At 54.2% G+C, this 15,191-nt stretch carries 15 protein-coding genes and 3 tRNA genes; 1 reads left to right on the plus strand and 17 read right to left on the minus strand.

Annotation, left to right across the window (positions count from 1 at the left end; translation table 11 throughout):
• Positions 1-13: 13 nt before the first annotated feature.
• Positions 14-1,164 (plus strand): IS3 family transposase gene (locus ACB030_RS05180; RefSeq protein WP_242377828.1). Its coding sequence is split into 2 segments (ribosomal slippage): positions 14-242 and positions 242-1,164, totalling 1,152 coding nucleotides; the frame shifts between segments, so codons are not numbered across the junction.
• Between the two features lie 935 nt (positions 1,165-2,099).
• On the opposite strand, the gene ACB030_RS05185 is transcribed toward ACB030_RS05180, so the two are convergent.
• From ACB030_RS05185 to ACB030_RS05265, 17 genes are all read right to left on the minus strand, one after another.
• Complete coding sequence (locus tag ACB030_RS05185) at positions 2,100-2,519, minus strand: DUF2787 family protein (RefSeq protein ID WP_371158530.1); 420 nt, start codon at positions 2,517-2,519, stop codon at positions 2,100-2,102.
• Between the two features lie 62 nt (positions 2,520-2,581).
• Positions 2,582-3,187 (minus strand): hypothetical protein, encoded by a 606-nt coding sequence (locus tag ACB030_RS05190; RefSeq protein ID WP_371158531.1) that lies wholly within the window; start codon positions 3,185-3,187, stop codon positions 2,582-2,584.
• Positions 3,188-3,309: 122 nt separating this feature from the next.
• On the minus strand, positions 3,310-3,612 hold the full coding sequence (locus ACB030_RS05195; RefSeq protein ID WP_025201450.1) for a YkvA family protein: 303 nt from the start codon (positions 3,610-3,612) through the stop codon (positions 3,310-3,312).
• Positions 3,605-3,961: a hypothetical protein gene (locus tag ACB030_RS05200; protein ID WP_290017384.1), complete on the minus strand. Its 357-nt coding sequence runs from the start codon at positions 3,959-3,961 to the stop codon at positions 3,605-3,607. The genes ACB030_RS05195 and ACB030_RS05200 overlap by 8 nt, the downstream gene beginning before the upstream one ends.
• Positions 3,962-4,108: 147 nt before the next feature.
• Positions 4,109-5,314 (minus strand): tyrosine-type recombinase/integrase, encoded by a 1,206-nt coding sequence (locus tag ACB030_RS05205; protein WP_371158532.1) that lies wholly within the window; start codon positions 5,312-5,314, stop codon positions 4,109-4,111.
• A gap of 501 nt (positions 5,315-5,815) precedes the next feature.
• Entirely contained in the window at positions 5,816-6,340 is a 525-nt protein-coding gene (locus ACB030_RS05210) for an HNH endonuclease signature motif containing protein (protein ID WP_371158533.1), read from the minus strand.
• A 20-nt stretch (positions 6,341-6,360) separates the two neighbouring features.
• Positions 6,361-7,311: an IS1595-like element ISKpn3 family transposase gene (locus tag ACB030_RS05215; protein ID WP_005342491.1), complete on the minus strand. Its 951-nt coding sequence runs from the start codon at positions 7,309-7,311 to the stop codon at positions 6,361-6,363.
• Positions 7,312-7,477: 166 nt separating this feature from the next.
• Complete coding sequence (locus tag ACB030_RS05220) at positions 7,478-8,458, minus strand: IS5-like element IS5 family transposase (protein ID WP_000019402.1); 981 nt, start codon at positions 8,456-8,458, stop codon at positions 7,478-7,480.
• 40 nt (positions 8,459-8,498) lie between these two features.
• Complete coding sequence (locus tag ACB030_RS05225) at positions 8,499-9,428, minus strand: reverse transcriptase domain-containing protein (RefSeq protein WP_371158534.1); 930 nt, start codon at positions 9,426-9,428, stop codon at positions 8,499-8,501.
• A gap of 104 nt (positions 9,429-9,532) precedes the next feature.
• Positions 9,533-9,616 (minus strand) — tRNA-Leu (locus tag ACB030_RS05230).
• 513 nt (positions 9,617-10,129) lie between these two features.
• A tRNA-Cys gene (locus tag ACB030_RS05235) sits at positions 10,130-10,203 on the minus strand.
• 35 nt (positions 10,204-10,238) lie between these two features.
• A tRNA-Gly gene (locus tag ACB030_RS05240) sits at positions 10,239-10,314 on the minus strand.
• Positions 10,315-10,495: 181 nt separating this feature from the next.
• Entirely contained in the window at positions 10,496-11,050 is a 555-nt protein-coding gene (gene pgsA / locus ACB030_RS05245; RefSeq protein ID WP_025327475.1) for a CDP-diacylglycerol--glycerol-3-phosphate 3-phosphatidyltransferase, read from the minus strand.
• Positions 11,051-11,316: 266 nt separating this feature from the next.
• Positions 11,317-13,170 carry an excinuclease ABC subunit UvrC gene (gene uvrC, locus ACB030_RS05250; protein ID WP_371158535.1) on the minus strand — a complete coding sequence of 618 codons (1,854 nt, stop codon included), beginning with the start codon at positions 13,168-13,170 and terminating at the stop codon, positions 11,317-11,319.
• Between the two features lie 127 nt (positions 13,171-13,297).
• The gene (gene uvrY, locus ACB030_RS05255; RefSeq protein ID WP_106886408.1) at positions 13,298-13,942 is read right to left on the minus strand and encodes a UvrY/SirA/GacA family response regulator transcription factor; all 645 of its coding nucleotides are present in this window, start codon (positions 13,940-13,942) and stop codon (positions 13,298-13,300) included.
• Positions 13,943-14,152: 210 nt separating this feature from the next.
• Positions 14,153-14,902, minus strand: a complete 750-nt coding sequence (gene kdsB, locus ACB030_RS05260) for a 3-deoxy-manno-octulosonate cytidylyltransferase (protein WP_168235365.1) — start codon at positions 14,900-14,902, stop codon at positions 14,153-14,155.
• Positions 14,899-15,099: a Trm112 family protein gene (locus ACB030_RS05265; RefSeq protein ID WP_005331987.1), complete on the minus strand. Its 201-nt coding sequence runs from the start codon at positions 15,097-15,099 to the stop codon at positions 14,899-14,901. The genes kdsB and ACB030_RS05265 overlap by 4 nt, the downstream gene beginning before the upstream one ends.
• Between the last annotated feature and the right edge of the window lie 92 nt (positions 15,100-15,191).

Genomic DNA, 15,191 nt, shown 5'->3' on the forward strand with positions numbered 1-15,191 from the left:
TATTGGAGGTGTTATGACCCGTCAGCGTTATCCAGAAACATTCAAAATCGAAGCTGTTAAACAAGTCACCGAGCGCGGGCGGCCGGTGGCTGACGTTGCACGAGCCATCGGGGTATCCAGCCATAGCCTGTATGCCTGGCTCAAACAGTACGGTAAGCCCGCTGACCAACAGCATGAAGAGTCAGCCTTGCAAGCCGAGATCCGCCGTCTGAAAGCCGAACTACGCCAAGTCACCGATGAGCGCAACATTTTAAAGGAGGCCGCCGCGTACTTTGCCAGCGAGTCAAGGAAAGGTACGCGTTCATAACCTCCCGACTCGACCGGTACAGTGTCGCTACCCTGTGCCAGACCCTGGGGGTTCACCGAAGTGGCTTCTACGCGTGGCTGAAACAGCCTACATCGCCACGACAGCACGAGGACGAGCGACTAACGGGGTTGGTCAAGCAATCCTGGCTGGAAAGTGGTGCTGTCTATGGTTATCGCAAGATCCATCGTGACCTTCGTGACTTGGGGGAAGTCTGCGGCAAGCACCGTGTGGCCAAATTAATGAGGCGAGAAGGACTGCGTTCGCAAACCGGCTATCAGCGCCGTAAGGGGCATTATGGGGGTAAGAGCCCGCAGGCTGCTCCGAACATGCTGGCTCGTCAGTTTAAGACCCCAGCCCCCAATATCTCCTGGGTGACCGACATTACCTACATCCGTACTCAAGAAGGGTGGCTGTATCTGGCTGTAGTGCTAGATCTGTTTTCTCGCCAGATCGTCGGCTGGGCAATGAAGCCACGCATGACGGCAGACTTGGCGGTTGATGCGTTATTGATGGCGGTTTGGCGGCGCAAGCCAAAGCAGCCGGTACTGGTGCATTCGGATCAGGGCAGTCAGTTTACCGGTGGTGAATGGCAGGACTTTCTGAAGGCCCACAACCTGAGTTGCAGTATGAGCCGACGTGGTAACTGTCACGACAACGCTGTCGCCGAGAGCTTCTTTCAGTTACTCAAACGGGAGCGGATCAAGCGCAGGATTTACCCGACAAGAGACGAAGCCCGCAGCGACGTATTTGATTATATCGAGATGTTTTACAACCCAATCAGGCGCCATGGTTCCAATGATGGGCTGTCGCCGGTAGAGTTTGAAAAGCAGTTCAATGTTCAACAACAGAGTGTCTAGAAAACCCGGGGCGATTCAGTCTGACCACGCGAGTACAACTCATTATCGGTTGTACGCTCCTTCAACAGATCCAGAACATGTTTTTCCGACTCTGTGCTGCCACGTTGAGCCAGCAAGTCCCTCAGGCTATGCAGCAGGTCTTCCCAATCCATCAACAACTCCAAATGACCCTTAGCCTTATGGACAATGCAAACCTCAGTCTATGGACCGCTCTTGTTATCCGTTCGAAACAGACTATGGCAATTCTGTAGTCTCCAGTAGCCAGATACCGAGCAGTGCCACACGTATTTACGTTGGCGGATGCCATATAGTATGAGCGCCCCAAACACGCTTCATACTTATGCAATGCAATGCACGATCTCGTTGCTCTAATGTGGCAATCAACGCTGCCATCCTGGCTGTCGCTACCAGATTGCTCAGACCTCAGGTTGTGACAAACACTAACTCATGATGCGAGGGAGTCCTACCTTATCACCTCATTGAGCTGATGGACATTTGCGGCCATCACACAATGAGAAGATGCTCGAACTTTCTTTGTTGTCGACGTTCAATGGACAGAGACGCTTTGGGACTGACTGCGCAACCGACCCCTGTTGCATAAGATGATGACCACATAACTAACTGATAATTAATGTAAATCAGGCTTGGTGGAATAACGCTATTGGGGATACACACATATCTGTCTTTCTCCCTCCCCGCCGATGACAAAAAAACAAGCCTCCCAGCCACAGGCCGGGGGATACTTGTTTTGGGGATGGTGGCTGAGAGAGACACCTGAAGCAGCCGAAGGATGGACTAACCTACTGAGCCGCTGACCGGTTTCGAGTTGGGTTAGTCCATGGCTCCTTGCCCTGCATGGAAAGGTGAACACAGTAGCACCACTGCCAGAACCAAACCGCCGCTTGTTCCTGTTCCTCTCCTGTCCGGTGCGACGGTTACGCAGCCACTGAGACGGTAAACACGCCCATCTGGTAGTAACTGACGAAATTCGACTCCCACATCGTATAGAGATCCCTGGCCGACGCTGGCCCCATCTGGCCGTAACGGAGCAGGTAGTATTCTTCGCTCAAAAAGTTGAAGTCGATCTCTTTGACCAACTCCGCCATATCCTCCGGCCCCTGATAGCTAAAGTCCGTCACGTAATCGAACTGCCACTGGTCTTTACGCTTTAGCAGCCGAATTTCCACCGGATGAAACCCGCCACGAACCGGGCCGTAATCCGGGTCTCGGAAGTTGAAGACCAGACTGGATTTTCCCTTCAGCACCATTCCAGATCTAACCAGTTCCTGATCCAGAATACTCATCAATGCCTGACTGACAGGCAGGGCAAAATCGCCCGCAAATGGGATCGTCATAATCACCTCAGATTGGTTGTTTGGGGGGGATCACCCTTGGACAGGTGAGCACTATGCAGGGGTTATTCGATGGTAGAAGTTACGGTACAGAGCTCATTGGTTAGCGAACCCAAGCGCTCAAGGTAATCAGGCACCAGTTCGTGCAGCATCGGATTGCCGTCTGCCTTCTGGATCAACTTCAGCCCATCCGAACGCAGAATGGCTGATAAGAATCCGGCGTTATTGGCGCTGCCCCCATTAAACAGTCGCTTCATGACGCTGGATTTAAACGGCTTGTCTGCGGGCAAGGAACGCAACACATCGTCAATCGCCGACATCGCAATCCACTCCTTGCTATGCAGACCCCCGCCCTGATTGCCTGTAATTTTCAGGAACAGCTCGCCACTCTCTTCATGACGACCAATGGCATAGAAAATCAAACCTTCTGATCGGGCACTGAGTTTCTCGGCGGTATGGTTGAGCAAGGTGTGTATGGGCGCAGGGCCGCCGGGCACGGAGTCTGCGGTGTCGCCGGGTCCAGGCCTGGCCTTGTCGGCGTCAGCCGCAAGGGCTGGCGAGAGGGGGTCGGCGCAGTCGCTTGCTCCGGATGTGAGAGGGCTTTCGTCGGCTGGCGTGGTGCTGGCTGGTTTAGGGGTTTCTTCAACGCGGTGTTTACGGGGTCTTGTCATGATAGTTTCCTTACAACGTCATTAGATAACCGGTGATTGCGATCGCCAGATCATCGGTAGATGGGTCATAGATAAAGGGTCATAGAAAACGCGATAGCGCGACAGGACCGACTCCATCACTGTCACAGTGATCTCATCCGATCCTTGGCAGATTGACGATGATGTGACTTAACCGGTAATGCGGCTAATGCCGAGGTGATGACCGATAAGTCATCGAGATAACCGGCAAATGGAATGGGATCTGGTACCACGTCGAACGGGTTTACCAGATAAGCCAGCGCACCGATGATGAGCGCATAGCACCAGACCGGCAGATCGCCATCCGTGAGCAGGACATACAACAGCACGGCCTTTTCCAGCAGTTCCTTAATCCCCTTGATCTCTTTTAACTTGCGCATGATGTCGCTATGGCTGGGGTTACTCATGGTGCATCGCCTCCAGGGTGGGAAGCAGCGGTGCATCTGAGTGGATCAGCAGGTAAATGCCCGCTCCCTCATCGTTGAGGATGGCCAGCAACAGACGCCAATCTTCGGATATGGCGAACTCTTGCTCCGGGTAACGCAAACCGAACATCACCTGATTCTGAGTGTGCTGTGGCATGATCTGGAACTCACTCATCGAGGCCGTCATCTCGATTATGATCAGGCAGCAGCCAGTCGCGTCCCAGAATGCCCTCGCCTCCTCTACTGATGAAAAGGGCTCGATAATTTGCTCCATGACCGAGACATGGAGTGCCGGGTAGGCCGCGAGCAATGTCTCCTCCGGCCATTCCATACAAGTTTTCATCGTGTTTCTCTCCAACAAAAAGGCCCTTAAGTTCAGATGAACTTAAGGGCCTGGGAACTGTGAAATGTGGACCAACAGCCTATGTAACAGCGCTGTCTGGTTATTAATATCTGTTTATAAACAATACCTTTTCGGTCACTCCGCCTGGATCATCGACGAGAGACCTTCGCTGATATTGCGACTGCGCTCAGAGGTCAGCTTTGCATACCGCTGGGAGGATTGAATGCTGGCGTGGGCCAATTGCGCCTTGACGTCATACAGGCTGTATTGCCCGGAAGAGACCAAGGCACTGGCGACCGAATGGCGAGCCGTATGGAAGCAGACCTCATCAAGGTTTTCGATACCGGCTTTCTCCAACACCCTCTCATAGGCGCACCTTGGTTCACCGATGGGCTTGCCCTGACAGCGAATGTGCTGACTCGCGAACACATAGGGATTACCGGCTATTCTGGGGAGCTTCTCCAGAATATCGATAGCCAATGTGCTCAGGTAAATGATCCGGCTCTTGCCATTCTTGGTTAGGGGTACGAAGAGCGTCTTATCCTCCCAGTTCACATGTTCCCATTTAGCGAGTAACACCTCTGATTTTCTTGCCCCCGTCAGGTAGAGCATCGCGATGAAGCTGCCTGCGGCTTGATTGCGATCCTGCAATGCCACCTCAATGACCCGTTTCATCTCTTCAATCGATAGGAAACGCGTCCTGGCATTGTCCTCCTTCAACAGCTTGATCTTGGCCGCCTCGTTGGTGTCCAGAATGCCCCAGCGCACCGCATAGCTGCCCATGGTCTTTAACTGGGCCAGAACCCGGTTGGCGGTACTCGGTGCGTAGGCCGTCTGCTGAGGGTTGTTGGGGTGAACCATCTCCGATTGCAACTGCAGGACATCCATCGCCTTGAGTTGCCGGTAACGCATGGCACCAAAGCGTGGTTCTATGTTGTGTTTGAACCGCTGAATGTCGCTGTTGATCGACCGTTTGCCGATGGTCTTGAGGTGCGGCAAAAAGGTCTGCCAGAAGAACTCCGAAAGGGTGGGCTCGGTTTTGTAGCTATCCCGCTCTGCTACCGGGTCAATGCCTTCTGCCAACATCGCCTTGTACTTGCGGGCAATGGTCCTGGCCTGGCTCACGTCGATATCGCCGAATCGTCCCAAAGCGATGCTGCGCTTCTTGCCCTGGAGGGTATAGCGCAGTAGGAAACGCTTACTGCCCTGGCTTTTTCCTGACAAGAGTTTTAAGCCGATGACCTCTGTATCGGAGAACTCCAGTTCAGTAGCGCCAGCCTCTCGTTGTTGTGCGGACAAAGCCTTGATGGCTGCATTGGTAAAGCGAAATTTGGTCTGCATAGATACCTCCGATGATGGGTTAGATCATGGGATTAATATCTGTTTCAAAGGGGATTCAATGCGGGTTTGGGAAGTGCGCGGTCAAGACGTAACAGCACGCCACGCTTGCCTTAGTACCAGAGACAGACCCCGGAAAAGTCCGGAGCAGTAGCCTACCAAACGTCCTTGGCTATGTTGGAAGACTGAGCAGGTTGTTCGCAACGAGTAGCAGGAAGTAGTAAGTCGCTTAGACAAGAAATGGACAAGAAAGGAAAAGTGAGAGAGGGGAAACGCTGGGGAGCAGAAACAAAAACGACGCAATGAAGCGTCGTATCTGTTTAATCTGTAAGGCTTTTTTCTTCAATTTTAATGGTGCCCGAGGCCGGAATCGAACCGGCACGACGCGAACGTCGAGGGAATTGGGTCGCCTCCCCGCTTCTCAGGAAGAAATCGAAGAGGCTCCCACCGAACCGGACGTGCGACTTTCATAGCATCCGGCTCTCCAGTAAGTTTTGCGATTTTTTATTGTGGAATATAAGCTAGTTCCGATAACTTAATTCCATCATAAGTTCCGTTGTGGACATTATCATGGCATTTAGCACAGAGTGGTACTTGCTTCCTATTAATCGCGCTCATTATCTGGTTAAACCCTTTAGTAACCCTCTTATTGCCTATTCTGAGGGCTCTTACATGGTGCATTTCGATACTGTCTCTTGTACCGCACACCATGCAATTATTACCCAGCTTCGATCTGGTTAAGCTATACATCTTCGCCAAGACTATTTCAATATCATCTGGCGCAATGTTTGTAATTATTTCCTTCTGCCACTGTTCCGGTTTCCAGAATTGTACAAATCTAGCTTCACCACTTCCACTTTGGTAACTAACCTTTGGGAAAACACCGTATTTTTGAATCACCTTAGGAACTCTCACCCTGCGTTTATGAGCGATTGTCATAATGCACGAGTATTGGAGAATATACATTACCCAGGAGAGCTTAGGAAGGTGCGAATAAGCGGGGAAATTCTTCTCGGCTGACTCAGTCATTTCATTTTTTCAGTTCCTGATTACCCATGACCCTCAGCCAGCTTCAAGAGCCGATATGGCATCGGAGGGCTTGCCACGACTGCATGCCCCAATTCAACCAACATGCTCTTGAGGTCAAAACGATGATTAAACCGGAAGCAGTATTCCGCAAGATGCCTTGGTAAATGCTTCGCTCCGAGCGTATGGCAACTGCCCCGCAGCGAGTTTTTCACATTTCCTATCATCGTGTTTACCCAGTTGAATGCCGGATGATCCAGCCAGTCCAGGTTGCCCCCAGTGACAACACCCAGGTGCTCACAATTGGCCTCCTTGACCGCTTTGAAACAGGCCAATCCATCGGATATCACCGCGCTACCACTGGCAATATGCCGTTTTGCCCAATCAGCAACGGACTTGGTTTTGAAACCATCGACCACCGTCATCCGCATCTTGATTGGATGTCCTTCCTTGTTCAGGGCCACTGCTGCCACAAACGGCGTCTTGCCTGCCGCGCCCCGACCCCGTTTGCCACCACGGCGCTCGCCACCCCAGTAGACATCATCGAGCTGAATGATGCCGCTGATGGGCTGCTTGTCATCGGACTCTTTCATGGCTTGCAGCAGCTTGTGCTTGAGCATCCAGGCGGTGTCATATTTGACGCCCAACTGGCGCTTTAGCTCCATCGCTGACAAGCCTGTTTTGGTTTGTGACAACAGGTGCATTGCCAGAAACCACTTGGTCAGTGGGAGCTTGGTGTTTGCGAAAATCGTGTTTCCAGTCAATGACATCTGGTGACGGCAGTGATTGCATTGCCACACACGTGGCCGCCTTCTCAGGCGACAACAGGTCTTGTTGGCACATTCAGGGCAGACAAAGCCGTTAGGAAAACGCCAAGTGAACAGCGCGTTTTCGCACTGAGCCTCAGTGCCATAGTCCTTGAGAAACTCAAACAGGCTGTAGCCTTTCTGGAATTGGATTTTGCTTTTGGCCATGATCTCGCACCTCGATAACTGTACGTAAGATCAGTATAGTTCGTGGTAACTGACTGCTAATCATGGGTAATCAGGTTTCAGTTTGAGCCGATCTTTTCTCCCGTAAATGCCTTGAATCAGCCTATTTAGACCGTTTCTTCGCCATTTAAGGCGTTATTCCCAGTTTTTAGTGAGATCTCTCCCACTGACGTATCATTTGGTCCGCCCGAAACAGGTTGGCCAGCGTGAATAACATCGCCAGTTGGTTATCGTTTTTCAGCAACCCCTTGTATCTGGCTTTCACGAAGCCGAACTGTCGCTTGATGATGCGAAACGGGTGCTCCACCTTGGCCCGGATGCTGGCTTTCATGTATTCGATGTTGATGGCCGTTTTGTTCTTGCGTGGATGCTGTTTCAAGGTTCTTACCTTGCCGGGGCGCTCGGCGATCAGCCAGTCCACATCCACCTCGGCCAGCTCCTCGCGCTGTGGCGCCCCTTGGTAGCCGGCATCGGCTGAGACAAATTGCTCCTCTCCATGCAGCAGATTACCCAGCTGATTGAGGTCATGCTCGTTGGCCGCGGTGGTGACTAGGCTGTGGGTCAGGCCACTCTTGGCATCGACACCAATGTGGGCCTTCATGCCAAAGTGCCACTGATTGCCTTTCTTGGTCTGATGCATCTCCGGATCGCGTTGCTGCTCTTTGTTCTTGGTCGAGCTGGGTGCCTCAATGATGGTGGCATCGACCAAGGTGCCTTGAGTCATCATGACGCCTGCTTCGGCCAGCCAGCGATTGATGGTCTTGAACAATTGGCGGGCCAGTTGATGCTGCTCCAGCAGGTGGCGGAAATTCATGATGGTGGTGCGGTCCGGCAAGGCGCTATCCAGGGATAACCGGGCAAACAGACGCATGGAGGCGATTTCGTACAGAGCATCTTCCATCGCGCCATCGCTCAGGTTGTACCAATGCTGCATGCAGTGAATGCGTAGCATGGTTTCCAGCGGATAAGGTCGCCGGCCATTACCAGCCTTGGGATAAAACGGCTCGATGACTTCCACCATGTTTTGCCATGGCAGAATCTGCTCCATGCGGGACAAGAAAATCTCTTTTCTGGTCTGACGGCGCTTACTGCTGAATTCACTGTCGGCGAAGGTGAGCTGATGACTCATGATGAACCCTTTTTCATGGCTCCAGATGACAAACATGATCTCATATCAGGGACTTGTTCGCACCTTCCCTAACATAGTAGATGCGACAGAAATCAGGATCATCTGTCATTATCGATGGCATTTCGTCAGCCTGTCGCTTTAACTCAATAGTCTCTTCGGTTTCGACTCCGCCGTTCTTATCTAGGACATATAGCCTGCGTCTGTTCAACTTACGCCAGTCCGGATTAGGCTTCCTTTTCTTACCTTTATTAAGCTCGTCTCTGAGATTTGATGCCCAAAGGTCGAACTCATGTAAGTATATGTTGGCAAGTATTGGGCTAATTACGCCCCCTTGCGGTGTTCCCTTTAAGCTTTTGGTCAGAGAATTATTTTCTTCTCTAATTTCCGCTCTAAGGAATTTCCAGATTAGATTTATGAACCTCTCGTCCTCAATTCTTTTCCTAAGAAGAGATATGAGTATATGGTGGTTAATATTGTCGAAGAAGCCTGAAATATCTCCCTCTACGATCCATCTAGTACCTTGCCAGCATTGGAACTCCTTTAGCGCCGTGTGACAGCTTCTGTTAGCTCTGAATCCATGGCTTGAGTCTTCGAAGGTAGGTTTTTCTGAGTCATAAATACTTTCGAGTATTATTCGAAGCATTTCCTGTACAATTTTGTCCTTCGGCGAAGGAATCCCTAGTGGCCTTTGTTTACCATTGGCTTTGGGGATAAATTTCCTTCTCACAGGGATTGGTTTATATGACTGATCCTGTATGGACTTACATAAATTACCAATCTTAGTAAGGGATATTTCGTCAAGAGTAGACCCATCATCCCCTGCCGTCATATTTCCCGGCTTGGATTTGATGCTTTCGTAGGCTATAACGGCTAACTGCGGAGAGCAGATCAGTTTGAAGAGATTATCGTTGACCCACAAGGGATTGTGGTTTAACTTCTTTAGAGTCTCTAACCTTGCTTTGATATTCATGAATCCTCCGATTCTACCATAGCTCGGCTATCCTCACTTACCTGTAGCCCTTCTGAGTTAGACACACTTGCATGTGCTAAACCCCTTTCCGATTAAGGAAATAATGGTGCCACGAGCGGGACTCGAACCCGCAGGCCATTAGCGGCGCATTTTAAATGCGCTGTGTTTACCAATTTCACCATCGTGGCACAACTCTACTACGACTACTCTGTGACCATATTACTCGCGTAACTTAGGCCATCCCTGCGTTAACGTAATGACGTTGCTCAGGACTTAGGTACTCCTTTCGCTTTTTAGTCCCTTCATTAGGGCTGCGGCAAGAAGGAAAGATATATAAATCCTTAAAATCTTGATTTATATCTTCTTGCAATGGGATCTCAGTATTTGTTTCCCATCGGGAGGGTGTCCCGCGCTCAAGCTAGAGTTCAAGCAGTTTAGCTTTTACCATATCCTTTATACCTGCCATGGGCTCAGGTAAATACCCCTTCACCTTATGACTTTTCGCATCATGCTACTGTCCCCTTGGGGATTTCCCCCTCAGGTAAGATGCTGGTTTACCCACTTCTCTTTCAGTGGGGATGTATGCCTACATCATCGTCACTACGCCCTCTACAGGCGCACTTTTAAATCCCTTGTGTCTACCGATTTCACCACTCGGGCACCGCAATCGGTATCAAGTCCGCGCCGCGGGCTTGTCAATATGGAGGCACGTTCCGGAGTCGAACCGGACTAAACGGATTTGCAATCCGCTGCATAACCGCTTTGCTAACGCGCCATGCAAAAGAGAGTTGGCTCTCTATTGTCTGAATTTGGAGCGGGAAACGAGACTCGAACTCGCGACCCCGACCTTGGCAAGGTCGTGCTCTACCAACTGAGCTATTCCCGCATCGGTCTGGCTGACTGCCTAACTACGAGAACGCATTCTAGCGATGTTCCTCGTCCAGTCAACCAAAAACATTTAATACTCTGATCGTTCGGGCATTTTTTGCCCTTCTCCCACACTTTTGCCACTCATGGCCGTTTCTCTGCCCCAACGGCAAGGAAACGGCCATTTGCCCATGGGCGGACTAGAAGCGGGAGTGGTAGGTCAGATCCCCCCAGGCGGCCTTCATGTACTGGAACATGGACCAGAAGGTGAGCACGGTGGCGACATAGAGCAGCACGTAGGCGAGCCATACCATCCAGATGTCGTATTGCCAGATGAGGCCGGTGAGCGACACCATCTGGATCATGGTCTTCCACTTGCCAATCCAGCTGACCGCCACCGAGGAGCGCTTGCCGAGCTCCGCCATCCATTCCCGCAGAGCGGAGATGATGATCTCGCGGCCAATCATGGTCATGGCCGGTATGGTGACCCAGATGGTGTTGTAGTGTTCGACGATGACCACCAGAGCAGCCGCCACCATGATCTTGTCGGCAACGGGATCGAGGAAGGCACCGAAGGCGGTGGACTGGTTCAGCTTGCGGGCGAGATAGCCATCAAACCAGTCAGTCGCGGCCGCCAGGATGAAGACAAGCGCAGCCGCCATGTAGGACCACTGATAGGGAAGGTAGAACAGGATGACGAAGACGGGGATGAGCAAAATCCGAAAAAACGTCAGCAGGTTAGGAATATTTGTCATTATTTTCAGCCACTTCTTGTATGCCGCTACATGGTAGCCCCAAGCCGATCACCGTTGCAACCGGACAGGCGCCCGCCTTGGTCTATTAATCCATCAATAACCTCATGATGCATGCCATTATGGCATTTGCGGGCCCCCTGCGTCACGGCTCTTGTGCTGCCGGGGCCGGTTTGCGGGATCCACATCAAATGCCACCCACTCAAGGTGGCCCGGGTCAGACCCGCTCCTGGGTCTTGCCTCTTCTGAACAACAATCTTTATCCCGGGTCAGAGCGAGTGCAGGGCGTCGTGAATGGACTGTGCCAGCTCCTGGCTGATGCCGGGCACCTTGGCAAGCTCGTCCACCCCCGCCTTCTTCACCTCCTGCAGACCGCCCAGGTATTTGAGCAGAGCCTGCCGCCGCTTGGGCCCCACCCCCGGAATGTCCTCCAGAGTACTGGTGGTGCGGGCCTTGGCACGGCGGGCCCTGTGGCCTGTGATGGCAAAACGGTGGGATTCATCGCGAATGTGCTGAATAAGGTGCAAAGCGGGCATATCTGCCGGCAAGTGCAGCTCTTCGTGGCTCTCCCCCAGGATCAGGGTCTCCAGCCCCGCCTTGCGGGTCACCCCCTTGGCGATGCCCACCAGCAGCGGGTACTTGCCGCCGAGAAACTCCAGCTGGCGAGTCAGGATCTCCTCGGCGCGGCGCAGCTGGCCGAGGCCGCCGTCGATGAAGAGCACGTCAGGCACCTTGTCCGGCTCCTGCTGCTTGCCAAAGCGGCGCTCCAGCGCCTGCTCCATGGCGGCGTAGTCATCGCCCCCCGTGATGCCGTCAATGTTGAAGCGGCGATATTCCGATGAGAGCGGCCCCTCCCGGTTGAACACCACGCAAGAGGCGACGGTGCGCTCCCCCATGGTGTGGGAAATGTCGAAACACTCCATGCGGGCGATGGGGGTCTCGAGCTCCAGCAACTCCTCCAGCTGGTCGTAGCGGGCTGTGATGGTACTCTTGTGGGCCAGGCGCGAGCGCAGCGCCGTCTGGGCGTTGATGGAGGCGAGCTTGATAAAGCGGGCCCGTTCGCTGCGGGTGCGGCTTTGCACCCGCACCTTGTAACCTGCGGTCTGGCTCAGGGTCTCGGCGATCACCGCCTCGTCTTCCAGCGCCACATCCAGCAGCACCTCGCTCGGGATCTGCCGTCCCCCCTGCCCCGACAGATAGAACTGCAGCAGGAAGGATTGCACCACCTCCTCCAGCGGCGTATCGCTCGGCACCTTGGGGAAGTAGCTGCGGGAACCCAGCACCTTGCCCTGACGGATGAAGAGCACATGGATGCAGGCCGCCCCCTGATCGAAGGCCACCCCTACCACATCCAGCTCGTCCAGCACGTTGCCACTCACCGACTGCTGCTCGGTGACCCGGCGCAGGGCCTGGATCTGATCCCGGTAGCGGGCCGCCTCCTCGAAGCGCAGATCGCCGCTGGCGGACTCCATCTTGCCCACCAGTTCCCCTATCACCTGCTGGTTCTTGCCCGCCAAGAACAGCTTGGCCAGCTCCACCTGCTGGGCATATTCCGACTCGCTCACCAGCCCAGCCACGCAGGGGCCGGCGCAGCGCTTGAGCTGATAGAGCAGGCAGGGGCGGGTACGGTTGGCATAGACGGCGTCCTCGCACTGACGCACCGGGAAGATCTTCTGCATCAGGTGCAGGCTCTCTCGCACCGCGCCGCCGGAGGGGTATGGACCGAAGTACTCCCCCTTTACCTTGCGGGCACCGCGATGCACGCCGATACGGGGATGCTGGTGCGCCGTGATGATGATCCAGGGGTAGGACTTGTCATCCCGCAGCAGCACGTTGTAGCGCGGCTGGTACTGCTTGATGAGGTTGTGCTCGAGGATCAGCGCCTCTGTCTCTGTGTGGGTGACAGTGACCTGGATGTCGGCTATCTGGCGCACCAGGGTGCGGGTCTTGATACTGTCGACATTGGTGCGAAAGTAGGAGGCGAGCCGTTTTTTCAGATCCTTGGCCTTGCCCACGTAGATGACAGTGCCACCGCCGTCATACATGCGGTAGACGCCGCTCTGGTGAGTCACGGCACTCAGAAAGGCCTTGCTGTCAAAAAGGGGCTCGGGAGAGAGGGTCATCGGCAACTCGACTCAACGGATGAATGCAAAAAGACGGGGGAAGCATACTGCGCCCACAGACTGAAAAGCAAAAGGGGCTGAAAAAGCAAAAGGCGGCCGGTGCCGCCTTTGGTGTCCACACGACCCCTTACAGGGTGTCGGCATCCAGCATGCCATAGCGAATGGCCAGATGGGTCAGCTCAACATCGCCATTGATGTTGAGCTTGCTGAACAGGCGGTAGCGATAGCTGTTGACCGTCTTCGGGCTCAGGTTGAGCTGCTCCGAGATGTCGGTCACCTTCTGCCCCTTGGTGATCATCATCATGATCTGCAACTCGCGCTCGGAGAGGGACTTGAAGGGGTTCTCGTCCGCCGAGGCAAACTGGCTGAGAGCCATCTGCTGGGCTATCTCGGGGGAGATGTAACGCTGGCCGGAGTGCACCAGGCGAATGGCGTGGATCATCTCGTCCGGCGCGGCCCCCTTGGTGAGGTATCCGGCGGCACCCGCCTGCATCACCTTGGTGGGGAACGGATTCTCGGAATGAATGGTCAGCACTATGATGCGCACATCGGGGCGCAGCCGCAGGATCTTGCGGGTCGCTTCCAGACCGCCGATGCCCGGCATGTTCATGTCCATCAGGATCACGTCGGGGTGATGCTGCCGACAGAAGGCCACGGCGGTTTCCCCGCTCTGTGCCTCGCCCACCACCTTGATCCCGCGGACATCTTCCAAAATGCGTCTTATCCCTGTACGCACCAACTCATGATCATCGACCAGGAATACATTAATCACCCAAACACCCCGTTTTTTATCTCGTTATATGCCAGTTAGGGTTAACACGGCGTCTTGCATCATAACCAAACTCGATGATTTGGCAAACCATGGCCGGGAAAAGTTTGAAATCGCTCGTAAAAGCCGTTTTAAATCAACTTATTATATAAATAATCAACGAAAAAACGGCGCCTGAAGGCGCCGTATCGGTCAACTTTGGTGTCGCCAGCCTCAGTGGGCCAGCAGCGCACGCACCTTGTCCAGGTCCTGCTGGGTATCCACCCCGACCGGGGGGGCCTCCAGGGCCTGGGCGACGTGGATCTTCTCCCCGTACCAGAGCACCCGCAGCTGCTCCAGCGCCTCTACCTGCTCGAGCGCGCTCGGCGCCCAGTCCACGTAGCGCTGGATGAAGCCGGCGCGATAGGCGTAGATGCCGATGTGGCGCTGATAGTGGCTGCCAATCTGCTCCCGGCTCTTGGCAAAGCGATCCCTGTCCCAGGGAATGCTGGCCCGGCTGAAGTAGAGGGCGTAGCCATCCTTGTCCGTCACCACCTTGACCGCATTGGGGTTGAACGCCTCTTCGGCGTCCTGGATGGGCACGGACAGGGTGGCCATAGGCGCCGTGGCGGCGGCCAGGTTGTCCGCCACCTGGCGAATGATGGCGGGCGGGATCAGGGGCTCATCCCCCTGCACGTTGACCACGATAGTATCGGCGGCAAAGCCGTAGTGACGGCATACCTCGGCCAGACGCTCGGTGCCGGACTGGTGATCCTTCGATGTCATGCACACCTCGACGCCGGTGGTCTGCAGCGCCTGCTGCACCCGCTCATCGTCGGTGGCGACTATCACCCGATCGGCGCCCGATTGCAGGGCCTTCTCCACCACGTGCTGCACCATGGGCTTGCCATGGATGTCCGCCAGCGGCTTGCCCGGCAAGCGGGTGGAGGCGTAGCGGGCCGGAATGACGACGACGAAACTCATGGCTTCAGCTCTTCCAGGGGCAGATGACGCGCCCGGTTCTCCAAGAGGACGGGGATCCCCTCCTCCAGCGGATAGGCCAGTCTGTCGAAGCGGCAGATGAGCTCATGGGCGGCCTTGTCCGACTGCGGTTGATAGTGCAGCTTCCCCTTGCAAACCGGGCAGGCGATGATGTCGAGCAATTTGATATCCAGTGCCAAAACGAAACTCCTTCAACGATGTCGAGCAAGCGACGATCTCGAGCGGGCTATGCAGCCGAGCAGTTTAATGGTCCATCGCCGGAGCCGGAAGC

Source organism: Aeromonas sp. S16(2024) (assembly GCF_041403065.1).
Classification (GTDB): Bacteria; Pseudomonadota; Gammaproteobacteria; order Enterobacterales; family Aeromonadaceae; genus Aeromonas.